Origin of the sequence: [Flexibacter] sp. ATCC 35208 (assembly GCF_001975825.1) — a bacterium.
In the GTDB taxonomy this organism is placed as follows: Bacteria; Bacteroidota; Bacteroidia; order Chitinophagales; family Chitinophagaceae; genus Chitinophaga.
The window spans coordinates 125,072-149,622 of record NZ_MTKN01000002.1 but is presented as its reverse complement, the minus strand read 5'-3'; the positions used below and the strand labels follow the sequence as shown (position 1 = coordinate 149,622).

9 protein-coding genes are annotated in these 24,551 nt (G+C 45.7%); all 9 read left to right on the top strand.

The genetic code is table 11. From position 1 onward, the window contains the following. The first annotated feature begins 227 nt into the window (after nucleotides 1-227). Genes BW716_RS02115 through BW716_RS02075 form a run of 9 tightly spaced genes read left to right on the top strand, consistent with a single transcriptional unit; the run spans nucleotide 228 to nucleotide 24,533 of the window. On the top strand, nucleotides 228-3,863 hold the full coding sequence (locus BW716_RS02115; protein WP_083720467.1) for a SusC/RagA family TonB-linked outer membrane protein: 3,636 nt from the start codon (nucleotides 228-230) through the stop codon (nucleotides 3,861-3,863). A 16-nt stretch (nucleotides 3,864-3,879) separates the two neighbouring features. Beyond that, nucleotides 3,880-5,331: a RagB/SusD family nutrient uptake outer membrane protein gene (locus BW716_RS02110; RefSeq protein ID WP_083720465.1), complete on the top strand. Its 1,452-nt coding sequence runs from the start codon at nucleotides 3,880-3,882 to the stop codon at nucleotides 5,329-5,331. 22 nt (nucleotides 5,332-5,353) lie between these two features. Next, complete coding sequence (locus BW716_RS02105; RefSeq protein ID WP_083720464.1) at nucleotides 5,354-6,265, top strand: putative zinc-binding metallopeptidase; 912 nt, start codon at nucleotides 5,354-5,356, stop codon at nucleotides 6,263-6,265. A 6-nt stretch (nucleotides 6,266-6,271) separates the two neighbouring features. Continuing rightward, the gene (locus tag BW716_RS02100) at nucleotides 6,272-7,552 is read left to right on the top strand and encodes a DUF4302 domain-containing protein (protein WP_083720462.1); all 1,281 of its coding nucleotides are present in this window, start codon (nucleotides 6,272-6,274) and stop codon (nucleotides 7,550-7,552) included. A gap of 37 nt (nucleotides 7,553-7,589) precedes the next feature. Further along, the gene (locus BW716_RS02095; RefSeq protein ID WP_083720460.1) at nucleotides 7,590-16,514 is read left to right on the top strand and encodes a gliding motility-associated C-terminal domain-containing protein; all 8,925 of its coding nucleotides are present in this window, start codon (nucleotides 7,590-7,592) and stop codon (nucleotides 16,512-16,514) included. A 21-nt stretch (nucleotides 16,515-16,535) separates the two neighbouring features. Beyond that, the gene (locus tag BW716_RS02090; RefSeq protein ID WP_083720459.1) at nucleotides 16,536-20,693 is read left to right on the top strand and encodes a PKD domain-containing protein; all 4,158 of its coding nucleotides are present in this window, start codon (nucleotides 16,536-16,538) and stop codon (nucleotides 20,691-20,693) included. A 17-nt stretch (nucleotides 20,694-20,710) separates the two neighbouring features. Then, nucleotides 20,711-21,718, top strand: coding sequence for a PorP/SprF family type IX secretion system membrane protein (locus BW716_RS02085; protein WP_083720457.1), 1,008 nt, complete (start codon nucleotides 20,711-20,713; stop codon nucleotides 21,716-21,718). A gap of 16 nt (nucleotides 21,719-21,734) precedes the next feature. Continuing rightward, entirely contained in the window at nucleotides 21,735-23,501 is a 1,767-nt protein-coding gene (locus tag BW716_RS02080; protein ID WP_083720455.1) for an OmpA family protein, read from the top strand. A gap of 6 nt (nucleotides 23,502-23,507) precedes the next feature. Next, nucleotides 23,508-24,533: a type IX secretion system membrane protein PorP/SprF gene (locus tag BW716_RS02075; RefSeq protein ID WP_083720452.1), complete on the top strand. Its 1,026-nt coding sequence runs from the start codon at nucleotides 23,508-23,510 to the stop codon at nucleotides 24,531-24,533. Nucleotides 24,534-24,551: the final 18 nt, after the last annotated feature.

The following is a 24,551-nucleotide window of genomic DNA, read 5'->3' as shown; positions in this document are numbered from 1 at the left end:
ACCAAGGTTAGCCATTTTACTGTGAAAAGCAAACATTGCAACAACCAAAATGAATCGCAAAAACATGACGAAATCTAAACGCACGCCGTCCGGGTAACCATTTTCGAAAAATCGGTTAATCCATAAAAAACTATGACTGCACCGCAGCAGGTGCGCTATTGCCCTGGCTTCACAAGAGCCGGAATGGGCACTTTATTTCCTGAAACGCACAAAACAATTTATGATCAATGTTTAAAAAGGCGACCCTATTCCTTCAACTAACCGTGTTGGCGTTACTGTTATCTATACACGCTGCCGGTTTTGGTATACAGGATGCACTGGAAAAGAAAATATCCCTTGAGTTAAAAGATGTACTGTTAAAAGAAGCATTGGACAAGATCGGGAATCTCGCCGACGTATCTTTTATATACGCAGGCAACTCTGTCACAGCCATCGACAAGGTCGATGTGAATGCTCATAACGAAAAGGTAGGAACGCTCCTCAATAGATTATTAAAACCTTATTCACTGTCGTATACCGTATTGTATGATCGAATCATCATCCGTCAGGCAGACAAAAAGATTAATTCAAGCGTAACCAGCACAGGTCATTCTGTGGCCTTCCGCACACAGGACATTAAAGGTGTGGTGCTCACCGCAAACAGAGAACCACTGCCAGGTGTAGCAGTGATGATCAAAGGGACAACCAGGGGGACTACTACAAATGACAAAGGTGTGTTCGAGCTGAAAAGTATTCCGGCAAATGCCGTTCTGGTTATCAACCTCACTGGCTATGAACCACAGGAGATCCCGATGGCCACCTTTAGTGGTGATTTGCTGACGGTGCTCCTGAAAGAGAAAACAACAAAACTACAGGAGGTAGTCGTAACAGGGTTTCAGAACATTGATAAGAGCAAGTTTTCCGGTGCTGCTACCCGTATTAAAATGGACGACGCCAGGATAGATGGTATGCCCGATGTGAGCCGTATGCTGGAAGGCCGCGTTGCCGGTGTGTCTATTCAAAACGTATCCAGCACATTCGGGTCTGCACCAAAGATCCGTGTACGTGGTGCAACCTCTATCAATGGTGACAACAAACCACTGTGGGTGGTAGACGGTGTGGTACTGGAAGATGTGGTCAATATCTCCAACGATCAGCTCTCCAGTGGCGACCCTACTACGCTGATGGGTTCTTCTGTCGCTGGTCTGAACCCCAACGATATCGAGAGCTTCGACATCCTGAAAGATGCCGCCGCCACCGCACTCTATGGCGCCCGCGCTATGAACGGGGTAGTGGTAATTACTACCAAAAAAGGGAAGATAGGTACACCATCTATCATGTACAGCGGTAACTACAGTACTCAGCTGAAACCAAATTATGGTAATTATAATATCATGAACTCAGCCCAGCAAATGTCGGTACTGGCAGAACTGGAACGCAAAGGCGCACTGACTTCAGATATTCTTTCCCGTGGTGATAACGGGGTCTATGGAAAGATGTATGAGGAATTGAATGCGGATGATAATGGCAACTTCCCATTAGAAAACACCCCGGAGGCGAAAAGGCAGTTCCTGCTGAGATATGCTTCTGCCAATACTGACTGGTTCAACATCCTGTTCCGTACCAGCTTTATTCAGGAACACTCCCTCAGTATCTCCTCCGGTACAGATAAGTCTCAGTCCTATTTCTCCACCAGCTATTATCACGATAACGGCTGGACAGTAGCCGACAGAGTAAGCCGGTACACACTCAACTTCAGGAACAACTATAAGTTGTCCGACAAGGTTACGGCCGGCTTCTCTGTCTTAGGCTCTGTACGTCAGCAAAAAGCACCCGGTGCACTGAGCCGTACCAGCAACCCTGTAGAAGGACAGTATGACCGCGACTTTGATATCAACCCATTCAGCTATGCACTGAACACCAGCCGTACGCTGACAGCCTTTGATGAAAGCGGTAACAGAGAATACTTCAGAAGAAACTTTGCACCGTTCAACATTCTGACTGAGGTTGAAAACAACTATCTCAAAATAAACATGATGGACTTGCGCCTTCAGGGCGACTTTTCCTGGAAGCTCACGAAGAACCTTCGCTATGAACTCGTAGGCGCACTGCGCTATGTAAAGTCTTCACGTGAACACCAGATCACTGAGAACAGTAACATGGCGAATGCATATCGCGCAAATGGCAACTCGACCATTGCTGAGAACAACAAGTTCCTCTATCGCGACCCGGACAACCCTGATGCATTGCCACAAGTGGTACTGCCTTATGGTGGTTTTTACAACCGTACAGAAGACCTGCTGGTAAACTATGATTTCCGTAACAGCTTAAACTACTCCCTCAATGTGGCTGACAGGCATAACCTGAATGTACTGGTAGGGCAGCAGGTAAAGTATGCTGACAGACAAAACTCATCCAACACCGGTTATGGTTACCAGTATGATAACGGTGGTGTGGCGTTCACAGACCCGCGCATTCTGAAGCAAACGATCGAAAGCAATTTCCCTTACTATGGTATGAGCCAGGACTACGATCGCTTTGCAGCATTTTATGCAACTGCTACCTATGCTTTCAAAGAGAAATATAACCTGACCGGTACTACCCGTTACGATGGGTCGAATAAACTGGGTCGTTCTAAAAATGCCCGCTGGTTACCTACCTGGAGTATATCGGGTAGCTGGAACATCGATAAAGAAGCATTTATGAAACCAGCTACTTGGGTAGATTACCTCGCACTACGCGCAAGTTATGGACTCACTGCCAGTATGGGACCTGCTACCAACTCCAACATTGTATACCAGACAGTAAATAGCAACCGTGGCCACCTCGATGAAGTCGAATCTGTCATTAAGATTGCACACCTGCAGAATGACGACCTGACCTGGGAAAAGATGTACACAACGAACATTGGTCTGGATGGTACCTTCTTCGCCAGACGACTCAACTTCTCTATCGATGCATACAGGAAAAAGAGCTTTGACCTGATCAGTCTGATCAAGACATCCGGTATCGGTGGTGAGTTGTACAAAGCAGCCAACTATGCAGATATGGATTCAAAAGGTATTGAAATAATGGTGGGAGGTGATGTGATCCGCAGAAAGGACTGGGGCTGGAAAGCGAATGTGACCTTTGGCTACAATACCAACAGGATCACGAATGCAAAGAACATCCCATCCATCTTTGACCTGGTGGTGCCTGAAGGAGGTAATAAAGAAGGATACCCTGTAAGAGGATTGTTCTCTATTAAATACGAAGGGCTGGATCCAAAGAATGGTTATCCCCGCTTTCTGAACCAGAACGGTGAAATCAGTGCGGATGTATACCTGCAGGACCTGAATACTTCCCACCTCGTATATGAGGGACCGGTAGATCCTCCGGCGAACGGTGGTCTGTCCAATACTTTCCATTATAAGAATTTATCCCTGAATGTATTTGTCACTTACCAGTGGGGCAACAAGATCCGTCTGTACCCTGCATTCAAGACAAACTACTCTGACCTGGATGCTATGCCTAAAGAGTTTTACGACCGTTGGGTAATGCCGGGCGATGAGACGGTGACAAGAACACCTTCTATACTCGATGCACTGGAGCAAAATGTGATTTACGGCACTTATCCTTATAACAACTATAACTATTCGACCGATAGAGTGGCCAAAGGCGATATGATCCGTCTGAAGACAGTATCCCTCACGTATCAGCTGCCACAGTACCTGATCAGAAAGACCGGGCTGAAAAACCTGTCAGTGACAGGTGCTGCCATCAATCCATGGCTGATTTATTCAGACAGTAAGCTGAGAGGACAGGATCCTGAATTCTTCAACACGGGTGGTGTAGCACAACCTATCCAAAAGCAATTCACACTTTCATTAAAAGTAGGACTCTAAAAAGAAGAAGACTAACATGAAAAATTTTACACGGGTATCATTGATCAGTCTGGGCCTGCTTGCTATGAGTAGCTGCAGTAAATATCTGGACCAATCTCCTGATAGTACCTGGACAGAGTTAAATACACCGCAAAAGGTATCTCAGTTATTAGGCACTGCGTATCCGCAGGCCAACTATATCGTGTTTTGTGAAGCGATGTCTGACAATGCAACAGACAAAGGGGCCGGGGTGATAGAAAGGACAAATGAAGATCCATATTTCTTCAATGATGTCAACGACATCAATCAAGATTCTCCTGAGTGGTACTGGACAGCCTGCTACAAAGCTATTGCTGCCTGCAACAACGCACTCAAGGCATGTGAAAACGCTACTGACACCACCCAGTACCAGGCGCAAAAAGGAGAGGCGCTGGTAGCAAGAGCATATGCACACTTTATGCTGGTGACATTCTTCTCCAGATTCTATAATGCTGCCACAGCAGCTACTGATCCGGGTATCCCGTATGTAACGGAGCCTGAAACGGTGGTATTCAAACAATATGACCGTGGCACGGTTGCCGATGTGTATGATAAGATTGAGCGTGATTTACTGGCTGGCATTCCGCTGATCAACGACGAAAAATACGACGTTCCTCATTACCATTTCAATAAATCAGCAGCTTACGCCTTTGCAACCAGGTTCTACCTGTTTAAGAAAGATTATGCAAAGGTGGTGGAGTTTGCCAACAAGACTTTCCCTAACAATGACCTGGCCAGTTACATGCGTCCATGGAATACCACCTACAGAACGATGACGCCATCCGTGCTGTGGGAAACATATTCCCGGGCTACTGAAAAATGCAACCTGCTACTTGTAGAAACGCAGTCACTGTATGGCCGGTATGTAGCGCAGTATCGCTTTGGTATGGACTACGCCATAGAGTCCGTAGCGCTGGGGCGCAATGTAACAGGTGGTAGCTATACATATCCAATATATTACTATGGTACACGCGACTACTTTGTACCAAAGCTGACAGAATACTTCGTGAAGGCATCTGTGAATGCGACTATTGGTGATCCTTATGTGATGGTGCCGCTGTTTACAACAGAAGAAGTATTGTTCAACAGGGCAGAGGCCAATCTTTATTTAGGCAATACGAACGATGTGCTGGATGATCTGAACCTCTTCGCCAGCAAGCGCATTGTGAACTATGATGCTACGACGCATGCGGTGACCATTGCTAAGGCAGAGACCTTCTATAGTACTTCCAGCAGTAGTAATGCTCTGCTGAACACCATCCTTAGTTTCAAGAGAGCGGAGTTTATACAGGAAGGACATCGCTGGTTTGATATACAAAGGTACGGTATCACTGTGAATCACTATGATATCAATGGCGCCAAGACTTCGATAATTGCCGGTGATAACCGCCGCGTATTGCAATTGCCATTGTCGGCCCAAACAGCAGGTCTCGCTTTGAATCCCAGATAACAACCAAAAATATTTCGCATATATGAAACCGTTAAACGCACTCTTTTTCTTCCTGCTGGTGATCGCACTGGCAGCCTGTTCAAAAGAAAACGATGATCTAAGTGGTGTGCAAGACATCCCCGGCCTGGGTGGCGACACCTGGGTCGAGGATTCTTTAGACAAATGGCTGTATGATTCACTCACTGTTCCTTACAACATAGAGGTGAAGTACAAATGGGACCAGTTTGAATTTGATGTGACCAAAACACTGGTACCACCTAAAGAAGAGGTGGTGATCCCTGCCATGCAGGCAATTATGAAAGTATGGATAGATAATTATATAAAGTATGCCGGAGAACTTTTCTTCAAGAAGTATTCTCCCAAATTTTTCATTCTCTCTGGCAGCGCCAGCTGGAATGACAACGGTACTATCACCCTGGGTACTGCCGAAGGTGGTCGTAAGGTAGTGATGTACCTACTGAATGAATTTCGTACCAAAGAAATGGATGGCTACCAATTAGGTGATACTGCCAATGTGAAGCAGATCTTTCACGTAATAGAGCACGAATTCGGGCATATTCTCCACCAGAATATAATGTACCCAACCGAGTTTAAAAAGATCAGTGTAGGGCTCTATACGGCTAACTGGAACAATATCTACGATTCCGACGCACACCAGGATGGTTTTGTGACGCCGTATGCCATGAGCAGTGAGAATGAGGATTTCGTAGAGATGATCGCCACTATGCTGATAGAAGGAAAAGAAGGATTTGACAGGATTGTAAACAGCGTACAGGATAAGACCAGCGACAACGGCACTACACAGGCACAGGCCGTAGCTGCCCTGCGGCAGAAAGAAGCGATGGTGGTGAATTATTACAAGTCCGCTTACGATGTAGACTTCTACGCTTTGCAGAAAGCAACCAGAGACAGTATTAACGCACTTTTTTATTGATGCTTTATGAGAACAAATTTTTACCTCTATATTTTTTTGACTGCATTATGCTTTGCCGCCTGTAAAAAGGAGGATGATAATGTATTTAAACAATCGCCCGATGAAAGAATTAATGAAGTGCTCAGTACCTACAGTACTACGCTTACCAGTGCCGAATATGGATGGAAGGGGCTTGTGTATCCCTCGGCTATATCCGCGGTACCTTTTAGTTTTTATTTCAAATTCGATACAGCAAATCGTGTACAGATGTATTCTGACTGGGATTCATCCACACTCTCCGTTATGCAGGAGAGCAGTTACAGGTTGAAAGCCCTGCAGCAACCTTGTTTATTATTTGATACCTACAATTATATTCATATACTCTGCGATCCCGACGCCGGTATTAACGGCGGTTATTATGGCGGCGGGTTGCTATCCGATTTTGAGTTCATATTGGATGGCATGAGCACCGACGGTGATACAATTAAACTTACAGGACGTTTGCATGGCAGCAAGGCCGTACTCGTCAAAGCTACCTCCAAAGAGGCACAGGATTATTACGATAGAAAACGGAACTGGGATTTTGATTATTCTTCCCGGTTTCTTACTTATTTTAAAAAGCTTCATACTGGTAAAGGTGACTACGACATCTATATCAACCAGCAGTACAAGAGCATCAAAATCGTAAATGCCAACGTAAAATTCAGTGCCGGTTATTACTTCACACCCACTGGCGTCGCCTTTGACAAACCATTTACCGATGCCGGGGAAACCATTAATGGATTTGAGGATGTCTCCTGGTCAGAAGACAATCAGCTTATGACCCTGAAGGTCAATGGCAGAGTTGTTACTATCAACAGTGATAAAAAACCCTATATCGTAGACAGCACCGCCGGTTCCCGCTGGTACAATGCAGCTATAAACGCGGCTGACTATTACTACTCAGATGCAGGAATTCATGTAGATGGTCAGGATGACTATTACAACTTCAAATCTATATCCGGTTTTGAGTACCTGTTATACTATCCCAATTTCCAGAGTAGTGGATATGACTTTAATGGAATCATGGAAAACAGTTACTACGGACCGGCCTTTAAAGCAAAATTCAGCACCAGCGGCATTACCACATTCACCTATGGCGGCACATGGTATACCATCCCTGATTACAGTAGCACCACCATATCGAATATCGTCACCAAGTTCACAGAAAGCACTGGTTACTACTTTGTACAAACCAGTGACTACAATACCTATGACATGGTGAATGTAAAGGATGCCCGTAGCTGGATCAGCTGGCAATTATTCTAATGCATTAACCCCTAAATAATAGAAAAAGAGAACCCATATGAGAACCAAGCCTGTTTCTGTACGCCTCGGGGCTGTCTTATACCTGTTATTGTTGTTGCTGCCGGCCATTGGTCTGCGTGCACAGACTGATATTACCATCGGTCTGGGCAACGGTAGCAACTCTACGACATCTTATCCATGTCCTATACAAGACTGGTATCAAGCTACCCGGGCCCAATATCTTTATCGAGCCTCTGAATTGACTGCCAAAGGCATGGGCCCTGGTATGATCAATGCCTTGAAATTCAACGCCACATCTGTAGGAAGCGATGTGGACGGTGCCGAAAATTATGCTATTAAAATAGTCGGCACTACGGTGAGTTCATTGTCTGATTCATATTATGAACCCGTAGGTAATAACTTTTACGGACCACTGAATTATATGCCGGTGGTGGGATTGAACTCCTTTACCATTCCTTCAGGTTTCTTCTGGAATGGTACGGACAATATCCTGGTAGAGGTATGTGGCGGCGCGGCTTCCTATACCCATAACCCCGTATTCCCTTACACGACAGGTCTTGCGTTCAATGGGTCCCATACATATTACCAGGATGCGGGTACCAGTCTTTGTGGCACCTCACAGGTGAACTCAGCATCGACGACCCGTCCTGACATTATTTTTAACTGGACTCCTGCCGCTGCATGTACCGGTACTCCCACTGCCGGTACTGCAGCCAGCAGTGCTTCAGCCGTATGTCTGAATGAAAGCTTTACACTTTCACTCACCGGTGTGACGGTTGCTTCCGGTCTGAAATACCAGTGGCAATCTTCTACAGACAATAGCACATGGACAAACATTCCCAATGATACATTGTCATCACTTACTACCACGCAGACTGTGTCTTCATATTACCGCTGCGTGGTTACCTGTACTGCCAGCAGTAATGCGGCGAACTCTACGAGTGTACAGGTCACTAGTCCATCGTTAGTACATGGTACTTTCACTATCAATAAAGCGTTGCCTACAGGTGCAGGTAACTTTGCATCCTTCAATGACGCATACAATTATATCAAGTGCGGTATTGACGGAGCAGTGGTATTTAATGTAGTGGCCAATGCGGCTTCTGCATATAATGAGCAGCTGATTATGACACCGGTACCGGGGGCATCAGCAACGAATACAGTTACCTTCAATGGTAACAATGATACGATCGCTTACCTCAGTACATCGAGCGCAGAAAGAGCTGTGATCAAACTGAATGGTGCAGATTATATCACCTTCAATGACCTGATAATTCAGGCCAAAGGCAGTTCTTCCGGCCAATATGGCTTTGGTGTACAATTGCTGAATGATGCAGATTACAATACCATCAACAATTGTAAGATCCTTATTAATACGACTTCTACCTCCTCAGATTTTGCAGGTATCGTCGTAAGTGCATCTGCTACATCAGCTACCGGAACAGGCTCCACCAGCTGTGACAACAATACTTTTAGCAATAATGCTGTGACGGGTGGTTACTATAGCATGACGCTGGTAGCCAGCTCGACGGCCTCAAATGCCAGCAATAAGGTGATCAACAACAAGTTCCTGGATTTCTACTATTATGGTATGTATATCTATGGAGCATATAACCTCACATTTGAGAAAAATACGATCAGCCGTCCTTCACGTACTTCTGTGGATAACTTCTATGGTATCTATGTGACGAACCTGAGTACGAAATTAAACATCAATGCAAACAGGATTACTAACCCATTTGGTGGCAACCCCACCAGTACCAGTACCTTCTACGCTATTTATTTTACCAGCGTAGATGCGCTGAATACACTGGAGAACGTGGTGAGCAATAACCTGATCTACAACCTCACAGGTAGTGGTTCTGTTTATGGATTTTACAACAGTTCTTCAGACAACGTATTCTATTATCATAATACCCTCTCACTGGATGGATCTGCTACACCAGGTACCTCTTATGTAACCAGAGGGTTCTACCAGACTACACAGGCAGCAGGTGTTTATCTGAGGGATAACATGATCACCATCAATCGTGGTGGACAGAATATCAAGCATGGTATTTACTTTGGTACCACATCAAGCGACATCGTATCCAATTATAACAATATCTATCTGGCGGCGACAGTTGCCAATGCTTACACCGGTTATTATTCCGCTAACAGGGCGACATTGACTGACTGGCAAACCGCTGCAACTCAGGATGCCAATTCACTGGCAGCGAATCCTATCTATAAGGACAGCACGAATGGTAACTATGCCCCAAGCAGTCAGACAGTAAATGACAGAGGCTTCCCTGTAGGTATCGCAGCAGATATCAACAGCACTACCCGTAGTACATCTACACCGGATATGGGCGCCTATGAATTTACACCTGATCCATGTACCGCACCACCAGTGCCTGGTACATCGACTGTGAACAAGAATCCGGTATGTGTGGGTACGAATGTAGGTTTAGGTTTGAACGGCAATAGCAATGGTTTAACACAAACCTATCAATGGCAGTACGCTACTACTGCTACAGGACCATGGACAAACCTCGGTACGCCTATCAATTATCCTGATACGGTGATTGTGTCTACGGCCACCTTGTACTATCGTACAGCAGTGACCTGTAGTGGTAATACCGCTTATTCCACACCTGTGTTGCTGACTGTGAACCCTGCATTGCCACCAAATACCTATACGGTAGATAAGAATTCACCGGCCAGCGCTACCAACTATACCAGCTTTGCAGCTGTGAAAACCGCGCTGGAATGTGGTATTACTGGCCCTGTAGTATTCAATGTTGTAGCAGGGCGTACACCTTATGAAGAACAGTTCTCGCTCGACTCTGTAAGAGGTACTTCCGCCATCAATACCATCACCTTCCTGGGTAATGGCAACACGATCCACTATAGCTCCAATACCACCGATGAGCGCGCAGTTATCAAACTGAAGCATACAGACCATATCATCTTCGATAGCCTGAACATCGATGCAACCGGTACAGGTACCTACGGTTATGGTGTACAGTTCATCGATCATGCTGATAGCAATGTGGTAAGACATAGTAACATCGTTACGAATACTACGGATGGTTATAATTCAAACTACGCTGGTATCGTGATCAATGCTTCTGACTCTGATCCGGCTACTACAGGTGCTACCCGTTGTACTGGCAACGTGATTGACAGCAATACTGTGACAGGTGGTTTGTATAGCGTGACAATTGTAGGTGGCAGCAGTGATCCTGTGTATGGAACAACCATCAGAAACAATATTCTGCAGGAATTCTACTACTATGGCCTGTACTTAGAATATACTTCCGGTACACTGTTGAAAGGCAATACCATACAACGACCTACCCGTACAAATGTGAGTTACTACTATGGATTGTATGCTTATGGTGAAAACACGAACCTGAGTGTATTGGAGAACAGGTTCACCAATCCTTTTGGCGGTTCACTGACCTCTACTAATTACTTCTATGGTATTTACTTCAGTAGTGTGTCTTCCAATTCAAATACGCCTATACTGGTAGCTAACAATATCATGTACAAAACTACGGGTGCAGGATACCAGTATGGTTTCTACAACTACAATTCTCCAAATATCAATTACTACCACAATACAATTTCATTGGATAATACAGGTGGTAGCTCTTCTTACTATTCAAGAGGCTACTATCAGTCCAGTACAACCACAGGTATTAATTTCAAGAATAACATTATTACTATCAATAACTCTGGTGCCAACTATAAATATGCAGTTTACCTGTCATCGACCGGTACAGAGTTCTTCGCTGACCACAATGACTACTATGTAGCCGGTGGTGGCAACAATAAATTTATCGGTTACAATAACGGTAACCAGGCTACGCTGGCAGACTGGAGAGGTTCTACCGGTCAGGATGCAGCTACCATCAGTATAGACCCTGTTTATGCGGATGCGCCAAATGGCAACCTGACACCGGTTATCTATCCGCTGGATAATACAGGTATCCCATTAGGTATCACCAACGATATCTTACACAAAACCAGGAGCACGACTACACCTGATATCGGAGCCTATGAAATAGACATCGTACCATGCATGTCTCCGCTGAATCCGGGTACTGCGGTGGTAACGCCAAACAGCAATATCTGTATGGGTACCCAGATCACTCTTGATCTGACAAACAATACACCGGGTGGCCGTATGACTTATCAGTGGCAGGCTTCTTATACAGCTACTGGTCCATGGATCAATGTATCCGATACACTCTATGTATCTCAGTACAAAATGGAGCTGGGTATGCTCAATTACTTCCGTTGTAAGATCGTATGTAGTGGCACCGACAGCGCATTCTCCACAATCGCTACAGTAGCGATGAATGCTCCACTGGTGAAAGGATTATACACCATCAATCCTACAGGTACAGGCAGCCGTAACTTCACTTCCTTCCAACAGGCTGTGACAGCATTGGAATGTGGTATAGCCGGTTGGGTGATCTTCGATGTAGTACCTGGCACTTACAATGAGAAGATCCGCATGCGTAAAATACCAGGTGCTTCAGATACCAGCCGTGTCACTTTCCGTAGTCAGACAGGCGATCCTATATCCGTTACATTGACTACCCCACCAACTTCGGCTGCGAACTATGTGTTGAAACTGGATAGCGCCAGCTATGTGACTTATAAAAACATTACCATTAAAGCGACTGGCTCTACTTATGCAAGAGTGGTTGAACTGGCCGGTAATGCAGCCTACGATAGCTTATTGACCAACATCCTGAGTATGCCGTCTACAACTACCAACAGTACGAATATGGTAGGTGTCTATGCAACCAGCTTTAAAGGAAACAATAATGCCATCGTTGGGAATACCATCCAGAATGGTGCCAGTGGTATTTACTTCTCAGGTACAGGTACGGGTGAATTGGCAACGCCCATCGTGATTGACAGCAACTTTATAGCCGGTGCCTATGTGAATGGTATCTATTCATCTTATGTAGATCATATCGTTATCACCCGTAACAATGTGAACCTGACTACACCGCTGGCCAGCACAGCTTACGGTATCTATAACTACTACGATGACGGTGCGTTCAAGACAAATCATAATATCGTAAACATCAGCAATGCCAGCACTACAACCTATGGTATATACACCTATAGTTGTGATGCATCGCAGGCGGATACTGCGCAGATGGATGGTAACAGGGTGATTGCCACAACAGGAAATACCGGTACCATGTATGGTCTGGCCCACCAGTATTCTACTTACGTGAATAACGTAAACAATGTGATCAACATCGCCACATCAGGGAGCAGTTCTTATGGCCTGTATAGCAGTAGTGATGCAAATAGTGTGTACTATAACAATACTGTTCAGAGTGCCGCTACTTCATCTGCCAACAATATCGCTGCTTACCTGGGTCACGCTTCTGCCGGATACAGCAATGTCTTCTACAGAAATAATATATTCTCGCATACAGGTGGTGGTTATGCCATGTATACAACCAGTGTGGGGTATCACAACAGTGATTACAATACACTGTATACATCTGGTACGAACCTGATCAGAAACACGAATATAGGTGCGAACTATACGACACTGAATGATTTCGTGACAGCTGCTGATCAGGATGTACATTCTATCGTTTACAAACCTGCATTCGAAGCGGGTAATAATAACCTGCTGCCAGATCTGAATAACCCTGAAGTATGGGCGATTCATGGCCGTGGTGTACAGGTGAGAGGTAATGCACATGATTTCAGCGGTGCATACCGTCCACAAACACTGGCAGAAGGTGTACCAGACATGGGGGCGTATGAGTTCCTGCCAGCTGTAGAACCCGTGTTGTTAACACCGGTACCGGCTGCTCCATCTCCGGGCATTACCCAGACATTCATGTTCGGTACAGATACTGTAGCGAAAGTTACCTGGGCTGCTTCAGGTGCAGTGCCTACATCCCTGACGCTGAAACGCTACTCAGGTATCAAGCCGCCAAACCTGACGCCTACACAGGAATTTATGTACTTCTATACCGACGTAGATGCAAGTGGACAGTACAGCAACTTTGACTTCAAACAATACTATGTGCCTTCATGGCAGGGTACATTCACAGATGAAAAAACAATCCACCTGGGTAGAACGAATAATGACTCTGCATGGGTGGTGAATGACAGTAGTAAGGTCGATACTGACTTTAAGACGATCTCTGAAAATCAGTTATCATACCTCGACAGGTATACCGGTCTGAAAGGCAGCGAACCCGATGTGCCAAGCTTCCCAGCTCTGCCGGATAGTTCTAACAGAGGTACCCGTTTCTGGGTAGGCTATGGTCACCAGTACTACATGAATGTGGATAACTCACAGAACATGGTGTTGTACCTGAGTGCACAACAACCTGCACATGTAGTAGTGAAGATCCATGGTACCAGCTACAGAAAAGAATATACAGTACCAGCCAACTCCGTACTGGCATCAGATATCATCCCTAAAGCAGGTTTGAGCGATGCACGTCTGCTTGGCGAAGGATTGTATGAACAAGGTATCAGCATAGAAAGTGACGTGCCTATCGTAGCTTATGCACACATCTATAGTTCTGCCTCTTCCGGTGCAACCATGCTGTTGCCTGTAGGAACTTACGGATATGAATATTATGCGCTCACATCCCGTCAGAACTATAGTTCTACTTCTTATTCCTGGTTCTATATCATCGCAGACAATGATAATACGGTAGTTGAAATTACGCCATCCGTACCTACACTGGCAGGTAAACCAGCCAAGGTTCCATTCACCGTGACACTAAATAAAGGTCAGGTGTACCAGGTACTGGGTGCGATCATGAGTGGATCAGAAGGATATGATCTGTCTGGTAGTAAGGTGAGATCAATCACCAACGCAGCAGGTAAATGTTATCCGGTAGCTGTCTTCTCCGGCAATAGCCGTACGTCCTTGGGTTGTGATGGTTCAATCGGTAGCTCCGGTGATAATGCGATCCAGCAAAACTTCCCGTCACAGGCATGGGGTATGCACTATCTCACAGCGCCTACCAGCAGTTCTGATGATCCTGCTACACTCTCTACGAATATCTTCCGTGTAATGGTGAAAGACTCTGCTACCGTTGTGAAACTGAATAATGTGCCGCTGACAGGTTTGATCAATGGACGCTACTATCAATACCAAAGCAATACCGCTGATTACCTGGAAGCTAATCAACCAATTATGGTAGCTCAGTACATGGCATCAGAAGGTGCTTGTCCGAATACCGGTTCAATGGGTGATCCTGAAATGTTCTATATCAGTCCGCTGGAACAGGGTATCAATGCTGTAGGTTTGTATCGCAATGTATTGGAGGCGATAGATGTCAACTACCTCACCGTGATTATTCCTACAGGTGCTTTATCATCTCTCCTGATTGATAACAGTAACCTCTTCGACTATACTTATGCACATCCTAATAAACCGGGATATTCAGTAGTGGTGAAAAGATGGTCAGCTGCTTCTGCACAGTGTATAGTAACCAGCGACTCTGCCTTTACCGCAGTAACCTATGGTATGGGTAGCGTAGAAAGCTATGGCTTCAATGCCGGTACACTGGTGAGAAATCTGAATGCCACTACCTCCTTTAACAATAATTATGGCTCCAGCAGCAGTTCTAATTATACCTGCGCCGGTACGCCATTCCACTTCACAGCGATGCTGCCAATCAAGCCAGTCTCCATCACATGGGAACTGAGCCAGGTAAGCAATCTGTTGCCTGCAGGCGATGTGACACAAACAAACCCTGTAGCACTGGATAGCATTGTTGCAAATGGAAAGACTTATTATAAATATGACCTGACAGGTGATTACATGTTCACTGCACCAGGTACCTACTACATCCCGATGAAGATGCAGCATCCTGAGATCGAAAGCTGTGACAACACTTCAGAGGTGATCCTCACTATCAAGGTGATCAGGAAACCAGTAGTGGATTATAGTGTGGATTACTCCGGTTGCGTAGCTGATATCGCCGAGCTGACAGGTAGTGTAATCACAGAAAACAATGCAGCCATCAATACCTGGAAATGGAATTTCGCAGATGGTACGACAGCTTCTACACAAAAAGTAACCAGACAGTATCCTGCTGCAGGTACCTATGTTGAAGAACTGCACATCATTACTTCCGAAGGTTGTATCGGTGATACGACAAAAGAAGTAGTAGCGAATGAACCAACTGCAGCGAAACTGGTGACCGATAGCTTCACCGTTTGTTACAACTCATCTGTGACCTTCACAGTGAAAGATCCTGAAACCGGTGTGACCTATAGCTGGTTCAATGCGAAGACGGGTGGTGCCCTGCTGGATACTGGTAATACATTTACCATCAATCCGGTAACAACGCCTGGTATCTACTATGTAGAAGCAATGAAGAATGGTTGTGTAAGCACCTCACGCACACCAGCCTCCGTCACTGTACTGCCACAGCTTACAGTACCTGTAGTAGAAGTGGATAGCATCGGTGTAAACACCATCCGCTTCAAATGGAATGCGATACCTGGTGCAACTGGTTACGAAGTAAGTATCGATGGTGGTAATACCTGGACCACACCTTCATCTGGTGCACAGGGTACAGAACATATAGTAACAGGTCTGAAACCGGTGCAGGAAGTAACGCTGATCGTGAAAGTAAAAGGTTGTGAAGACAAGCTCTCCGATCCGGTATCAGCAGTTACACTTACAGATGGTATCTATATTCCAAATGCGTTCTCTCCAAATGGTGACGGTCTGAATGATGTGCTGAAAGTATATGGTGCTGTGATCAGTGAAGTACACTTTATGGTGTTCAACCAGTGGGGTGAGAAGGTCTTTGAATCAAATGACCAGTCAGTAGGCTGGGATGGTTTCTACAAGAGTAAGGCGCAGCCTTCAGGAGTATACATCTATGTGGTAAAACTGAAACTGATAGATGGTAGTGCGGTAGATAGAAAAGGTTCAGTGAACCTGATCAGGTAGGCCTAATAAAATAGTTATCCCATGAAGTATCCTTTTTTAAATTATACTGCTTGCTATTGCTCTCCACCTACGGGTGGGGGCAACAGCCGCAGCATACAGCGCTCCTTGTGGCTCACACTGGTCTCGCTGTTCTTCATAGTATTATCAGGTCATGCACAAAACCTTTCCAATAAAGGAACAGAGTTCTGGACGGCGTATGGTCACCATGAGTTTATGGAACCCGGTTGGACGAACTCGCAGGAGATGGTGTTGTACCTGAGTGCGGAGCAACCTGCTGTAGTCACTGTGTCCGTAGATAGTCTTGGCTGGAGTCGTACTTATTCTATACCCGCCAATACGGTGATTGCGACTGATTTTATACCGAAAGGCGGGACCTACGATGCGCGTTTGTATTCAGTACCACCCAGTTTTGGAGGTACAGGTGGCGAAGGTATCTTCAGGTACAAGGGTATTCATATCGTGAGCAATGTACCCATTGTTGCATATGGACACATATTTGGTTCTGCATCTTCCGGCGCCACTACATTGTTGCCTGTGAATACCTGGGGGTATTATTATGTATCCCTGAATAGCGAGCAGAATTATCTGCCAGACTGTTTCTCCTGGATGTATGTGATCGCGAGCCATGATAGTACGGTGGTGGAAATCACACCTTCTGCACTGACCCGCAACGGCAATCTGGCCAATGTACCTTTTACAGTGACCTTGAATAAGGGACAGATTTATCAGGTAGTAGGCAGTACAAATGGCAGCTCAGGAGTTGAATTAACGGGAACCAAAGTACGCTCTATTGCAAATCCGGGTGATACCTGTTATCCCATTGCTGTATTTTCTGGCAGTAGCCGTACAGCCATTGGTTGTACAGTAGGTACCGGAGGCAGTGGCGACAACAACATGCAGCAGGTTTTCCCTTCGCAGGCATGGGGTAAGCGTTATCTGCTGGCACCCACCAGTACATCTTCAAGTCCTTCCTCTTTTATGACCAACATTTATAAAGTATTGGTGAAGGATCCTACTACGGTGGTGAAAAGGAATGGTGTGGTATTGACTGGTTTGAATGGAAATAGTTTTTACCGTTTTACGAGTGGTACGGCAGATTATATAGAAGCCGATAAACCAGTCATGGTCGCGCAGTTTATGTCATCAGAGGGAGCATGCCCAAACACCTCCGGAGATGGAGATCCGGAAATGGTGTACCTCAGTCCGATAGAACAGGCCATCAAAAATATTGGCTTCTACCGCAATACCAGGGAGAATATTACCACAAATTACCTCACCCTGATCATTCCTACGGCAGGTACGCAAACATTGAAAATAGACGGTTTAAATAATGCGTGGAATTATACCTATGCACATCCTAATCTTCCCGGTTATTCTATAGTCATTAAACGGTGGTCAGCTGCTCAGGCACAATGTCTTGTTTCCAGCGATTCTGCCTTTACTGCAGTAACATATGGTTTAGGCTCTGTGGAAAGCTATGGCTACAATGCGGGTACCATGATCAATAACCTGAATGCAGTGGGTACGATCCACAACCAATATGATACTGCCAATGTAAAGAACGATTTTACCTGTACTAATACACCTGTAGAACTGTCTGTATTACTGGCTTACCATCCTACAAAGATGGTGTGGCAAATCAGTCAGTTGGGTAGTGCGATCACACCTAATAACGATGTGGTGATCACTAATCCGGTTAGCGCTGGTCAGGAAATAGTGAATGGCGTACCTTATTACAAATACCCCCTGCCGGGTACTTACCAGTTCAGTAATACCGGCACTTACGATATTACGATTACAAACACCAACCCTGAGATTGAAAAATGTGATCACACCGAACAGGTGAAGATCTCTGTGACAGTGAAGAAAAAACCTTCCGCGAAGTTCTCTTATACACATACCGGTTGTACAAAAGACTCCGTCTACTTTGCAGGAGACACAAGCGGAAATGGATACGATGTCAATCGCTGGAAATGGACATTTGCCGGACCAGTATCAGATAGTGGCCAGCATGTGACACATGCTTTTGCAGCGGGTACGCAGAGTGTACAACTGAGTGTAATTACAGAAGAAGGTTGTATTGCCGATACCACTGCATCTATCACCATCTATCCAAGACCTACTGCTGATTTCAATACCAGTGTACAAAATGTATGTGAAGGCAGTGATGTAACGCTTACCGATCAGTCATCCTTTGCTGGTAGCGCACCTATAGTAGGCTGGTACTGGGATGGTGGCAATGGCACTGTCAATAACAACCCGACTGCCGCTGCGCAGCCTGAACATTATGATACATACGGCACTTACAATATCAGGCATATTGTAAAGGTAAGCGACCTCTGTGTGAGCGATACGGTTACAAAATCAGTCACTGTATACGCCAAACCAGTTCCATCCTTTACCTACCCTGACAACTGTCTGGCAGTAGATGGCATCGTACAGTTCACCAGTACGACCACTGTACCTGATGCACAAACACTGAGCTCCTATACATGGGACTTTGGTGATGCAGCGGCTACTCCTGCCAATCCAAACACCAGCACAGATGCAAACCCACAACATACATACACTTCATTTGGTACTTATACGATCAAATACAGTGCGACTACAGCCAATGGTTGTACGAAAGATACGACCGTAACAGCCGTCTTTAAACTGAAACCAAAACTCACTTACACCAGGCTGGATTCTGTATGCGTCAATCTGAAAGGAACAATTGATGTAGCAAAAGCTGCTGTAACCAATGGGGTAACTGGTACAGGTGTGTACAAAGGCCCGGGTACAAGCACTGCGGGGGCTTTTAATCCAACGACCGCAGGTGCAGGAACACACACCATCTGGTATGTATTTACTACCAGCAGTGGTTGTATAGATTCTATCTCTACCACTATCAAAGTGAATCCAAAACCAGCTGCTGCGTTTACGGCGGAAGATGTATGTCTGGGAGCACCGGTGGTGATCAGTGATCAATCCACTATCTCAACAGGTAACATCGCTTCCTGGAACTGGAACTTTGGTGATGGTAACAGCGAGAGTCATACTGATAATACAACCTTCAACAAAACATACAATGTCTGGAAGACCTACACTGTGAAACTGGTAGCGGTCAGTGACAATGGTTGCGTCAGTGATACCGCTATCCACACAGTGGCTGTACATCCTAATCCGACTACTGACTTTGCGCTACCTCAGCATATTTGTATGCCGGAAGGGATTGCTGAATTCACTAATAGCACTTCCACGCCTGATAAATCAGCTATGAGCTATCAGTGGAACTTTGGTGATGGCACAGCCACCAGTACGACTGCTTCGCCAACGCATGTTTATCAGCAGGCAGGCAGCTATACGGTGACACTGACCGCTACTACTAAATATGGTTGCAGCAGTAGTAAAGACAAAGTGTTAAGTGCCTTCTTTACCCAACCGGTGGCCCAATTCTCCGTATCGCCTGATACGCTGTGTCAGGGCACCGAAAGCATATTCACTGATCAGAGTACAGATGCCAGTGATAACATCACGTCGTGGAGCTGGACCTTTGGGGATGGCAGTAGTTCTACCAGCCGTAACCCGGTGAAAGAATACACCACGCCAGGTGAATACACCGTACAGCTCACTGTTACTAACGGTGCAGGTTGTATATCCAGCCCTGTAAGCAGTCAGGTAGTGGTATACCTGCAACCCGTGATCGATGCCGGCGATGACTTCGTCGTACCACAGGGTACCCTCATACAATTTAATGCAACGGCCAACGACAGCACCCAACTGGTATTCCGCTGGTCACCTGGTGATGGGCTCTCGTCTGCCAATGTGCTGAACCCCTGGCTGGTAGCAATGGCAGATCAGGTGTACACACTCACCGCTATCGGCAAAGGGAGCTGTGGTGCACAGGACCAGATGAAAGTAAAAGTGCTGAAGCCTGTAAAAATACCGAATGCGTTCTCTCCAAACGGAGATGGGATCAATGATCGCTGGGTGATTACCAACCTCGCTGATTATCCAGGTGCTACTATCGAAGTATTCAACAGGTATGGACAAAGAGTATACTATTCCGTTGGCTACGATACGCCATGGGATGGTATGTGGAATGGCAAGCTGTTGCCGCTGGCGACCTATTACTACATCATCAAACTGAAAAACGGGTTCGCACCTCTCACCGGGTACGTTACGATACTTCAATAAGCAAATATTAACTCGCAATGAAAAATATCATCACCTTCATCCTGCTTTGCCCGCTATTGTTTGTAATGGCTGATAAGGCAAATGCACAATCTGATCCGCATTTCTCCCAGTATTATGTGTATCCCTCATGGCTGAACCCCGCACTGACCGGTGCTTTTGACGGCGATTACCGTGTGTCGGCTATTTACCGTACCCAGTGGGGAAACATCAGCAGTCCGTTTGCTACCTATGGTGTAGCCGCCGACATTACTACCAATAAGCAATTCAATGTTGGCGTCAGTGTATTGAATCAATCCGCTGGTGATGGTGGATATAACTATACGACCGGTTATGCCAGTGCTTCTTATACCGGTGTAAAGCTGGGTGCTAATCAAACACACAGATTGGTATTCGGTATACAGGCCGGTTTGATCCAACGCCGCTTTGATGCTTCCAAACTCACCTTTGGCGACCAGTGGAACCCTGTGACTGGTTATAACCCGGGCACTCCAAGTGCAGAGGTATTAGGCAGAACATCTGCTACCTCATTCGATGCCGGTGCTGGTGTATTGTATTACGATGCGGAGCCAGGCAAAAAGTATAACATCTTCGGTGGTTTCGGAGTGAGTCATCTTACTCGTCCTACCGATCAGTTTAGTGCCAGTGGTGATGCGCGTTTCCCCATGCGCTTTACAGGCCATGCCGGTGTGAAAATAGCGGTCAATGAAACCTTTAGTATCACGCCGAATTTATTATACCTCCATCAGGGTAATGCAGAAGAAAAGATGATAGGTGCATACGGTCAGATGTATGTAACACCGACTGTTGATTTCCTGTTAGGTGTGAACTACCGTTTCAAAGATGCCATTGCTCCTCATGCAGGCTTTACCTATGGCGGCTTTACCCTTGGCGTTAGCTATGATATCAACAATTCCGATCTGGGCAAGATAGCCAGAGGTTCTAACAGCTTCGAGCTCTCGCTGACCTGGATAGGCAGAAAACTCTTTAAAACACCTGAAGTAGAATTTGTGTGCCCACGTCTCTAAAATCTAATAAAGAACCATGAAAAAGATCTTCTTCACAGCAGCACTGTTAGGTGCAGTAATGGCAGGCAAAGCCCAGTTTGCTTACAATTACCTCAAGGCTGCTGACTATTATTTCAGGAACGCGGACTACAATTCTGCTGCACAGTATTATGAAAAATATCTGGCAGGCAACCGTTCCATCGTCAGCAATGCCGTTTATAAACCCTACAATACTCAACAGGTAGCCAGCAAAAAGCAGGTATCTGTAAGCTCTGAACACCAGGCCATCTATAAGCTGGCAGAGAGCTATCGCTTACTGCATGATTATAGCAAAGCAGTGCCCTGGTATGCAGAGGCATTGGAGTTTGAAAAAACAGAATATCCATTAGCGCCGTATTATTATGCCGTATCACTGCGTGCACTGAGCCGGTATGATCTGGCAGAAAAAGCATTCGCTTATTTCCTCGATACTTATCAGACAGATGATAAATACCGTGATGATGCAAAGCGTGAACAACAGAACCTTCACTTCATCATTATACAACTCGCGCGTCCTGATCTTTCTCTATACACTGTAGAGAAGGGCAATACCAACCTGAATCCTGAAGGTGCCAACTATGCCCCTGTATGGATGGGTGATACATTGCTGTTATTCACATCTACCAGACCTGATAATGGTGCTCCAAAGAATCACGTGTTTACCAACAGGGTATATGGTGCAAAGTTCAGTGGCGAAGTACCAGACAGTATTTCCAAACTGGCATTGGCTCAACCCAAAAGTGAAGAGCAGGGCGTGATCACTATTACACCTGATGGCAATACCATGTTTCTGACCCGCTGGGTGAAAAATAAGAAAGCAGCGATCTATAGCAGTCATAAAAATGGTGATACCTGGGCAGAACCCGTATTGCTGGATTCTATCGTGAATGCCACAGGTTTTAGTGCACAACAACCATTTGTCACTGCCGATGGAAAGCGCTTATTATATGCCAGTGACAGACCGGGGGGTGAAGGAGGATTGGATATATGGGAAGCGCAACTGAATGGAGACGGTACCCCCTTCTTTACAAAGAACTTAGGCCCTGTGGTGAATACCGCCTCCAATGAACAGGCTCCTTATTACCATAGTCCTTCCGGTTTATTGGTCTTCTCTACAGATGGAAGAATAGGTATGGGAGGATATGATTTCTTCTATACAAAGGATAGTGCAGGTGGTTATACCACACCGGTGAATTTCGGTTATCCTGTAAACTCGGTGAAGGATGATATCTACTTTACCAGCAAGGGTAGTAAAGACAATATCCTGGAATCAGTTTGGATGTCATCTGATCGTTCTGCCAGCTGTTGCTTAGAGTTGTTTACGTTGAAGAAGAACGTACCGCCACTACCACCGCCACCACCACCAATAACTGAAACACCTGTAGCTGTAGCGCCTCCGCCAGCTGAGGTACCTGTTGTACTGGACAATGTATACTACGATTTCAATCAATCATATCTGCAACCTGCATCTTTCCCTTCATTGGATAAACTGGTTGCCATGCTACAGGCGCATCCTGAAGTGAAGATAGAACTGAGTGCGCATACAGATAGCAAAGGTTCCAATGAACTGAATGAGAAACTGTCTGAAGCACGTGCAAAGAGTTGTGTGGATTACCTCGTGAGCAAAGGTGTGTCAGCAGAACGTCTTACCTGGAAGGGATATGCGGCTACCATGCCGATAGCGCCTAATACCAATACAGATGGATCGGATAATCCTGAAGGAAGGGCCAGGAACAGAAGGACGGAATTCAATGTGATTAAATAGTAAACTATGAAAAGATTACCCCTGCTGTTGTTGCTGCTGGCCTGGTCCGCCAGCAGCTATGCACAGCAACAACCGCACTACACCCAGTACATTCTCAACACGTTTATCATCAACCCTGCTATGGCAGGGATTGAGAACTACTGGGATGTAAAGGCGAGCCATCGCCATCAGTGGGCAGGATTGAACGGTGCCCCGGTTACTTCTTATCTCACTGTGCATGGACCATTACGTAAGAGTGATTATTCTGAAGCGAGTATCACAGGGTTGACGCCTCCCGGCGAGAATCCAAGGGGCAGAGCTTACTGGCAACAGTATACTACACCGCCTGCGCATGCAGGTGTAGGGATGACGATCCTGAATGATAAAACGGGTCCGCTGAACCGGTTTTCCATCACAGGTACTTATGCACATCATATTCCTATTTCACCACGTACGAGTGTGAGTGCAGGGATTTCAGTGGGAGTGCAGCAGATGTCGCTGGATGCATCGAAGCTGGATTTTGAGCAGGCGGGAGATCCGGTGGTGGCAGCGAGCACACAGTTGAACAAGTGGCGGCCCGAAGTGAATGCAGGATTGATGCTCTACAGCAGTAGCTATTATATCAGTGCAGCGGTACAGAACATCATTCCGCAGCAGATCGCATATGACAATGGAAAAGTAGTGGGTGATTCTTTGTACAGAGGTAAACTGGTACCGCATTTATTTTTCTCAGGAGGGTATCGTGCATTTATCAATGAGGATATCAGTGTATTGCCTTCCGTGATGGTGAGGATGATTACGGCAGCACCTGTCAGCTTTGATCTGAATACTAAGTTTCAGTATCGCGACAGGATGTGGTTAGGAGCTTCTTACCGCATTTCTGATGGGTTTGCAGCCATGTTTGGTGTGAATATCAATTCGACAATCAATATAGGGTACTCCTATGATTATACCACCTCATCATTGAATACCGTGAGTAAGGGATCGCATGAGATATTGATTGGTTTCTTAATAGGCAATAGATATGGTGATCTATGCCCGCGTAACTTCTAGTTCATTATAACCCACGTT

What these genes read in the sequence shown, in the direction of transcription:
- BW716_RS02085 (WP_083720457.1), top strand. Translation starts at nt 20,711, where the DNA reads ATGAAAAATATCATCACCTTCATCCTGCTTTGCCCGCTATTGTTTGTA.
- BW716_RS02110 (WP_083720465.1), top strand. Translation starts at nt 3,880, where the DNA reads ATGAAAAATTTTACACGGGTATCATTGATCAGTCTGGGCCTGCTTGCT.
- BW716_RS02080 (WP_083720455.1), top strand. Translation starts at nt 21,735, where the DNA reads ATGAAAAAGATCTTCTTCACAGCAGCACTGTTAGGTGCAGTAATGGCA.
- BW716_RS02100 (WP_083720462.1), top strand. Translation starts at nt 6,272, where the DNA reads ATGAGAACAAATTTTTACCTCTATATTTTTTTGACTGCATTATGCTTT.
- BW716_RS02090 (WP_083720459.1), top strand. Translation starts at nt 16,536, where the DNA reads ATGAAGTATCCTTTTTTAAATTATACTGCTTGCTATTGCTCTCCACCT.
- BW716_RS02075 (WP_083720452.1), top strand. Translation starts at nt 23,508, where the DNA reads ATGAAAAGATTACCCCTGCTGTTGTTGCTGCTGGCCTGGTCCGCCAGC.
- BW716_RS02105 (WP_083720464.1), top strand. Translation starts at nt 5,354, where the DNA reads ATGAAACCGTTAAACGCACTCTTTTTCTTCCTGCTGGTGATCGCACTG.
- BW716_RS02095 (WP_083720460.1), top strand. Translation starts at nt 7,590, where the DNA reads ATGAGAACCAAGCCTGTTTCTGTACGCCTCGGGGCTGTCTTATACCTG.
- BW716_RS02115 (WP_083720467.1), top strand. Translation starts at nt 228, where the DNA reads ATGTTTAAAAAGGCGACCCTATTCCTTCAACTAACCGTGTTGGCGTTA.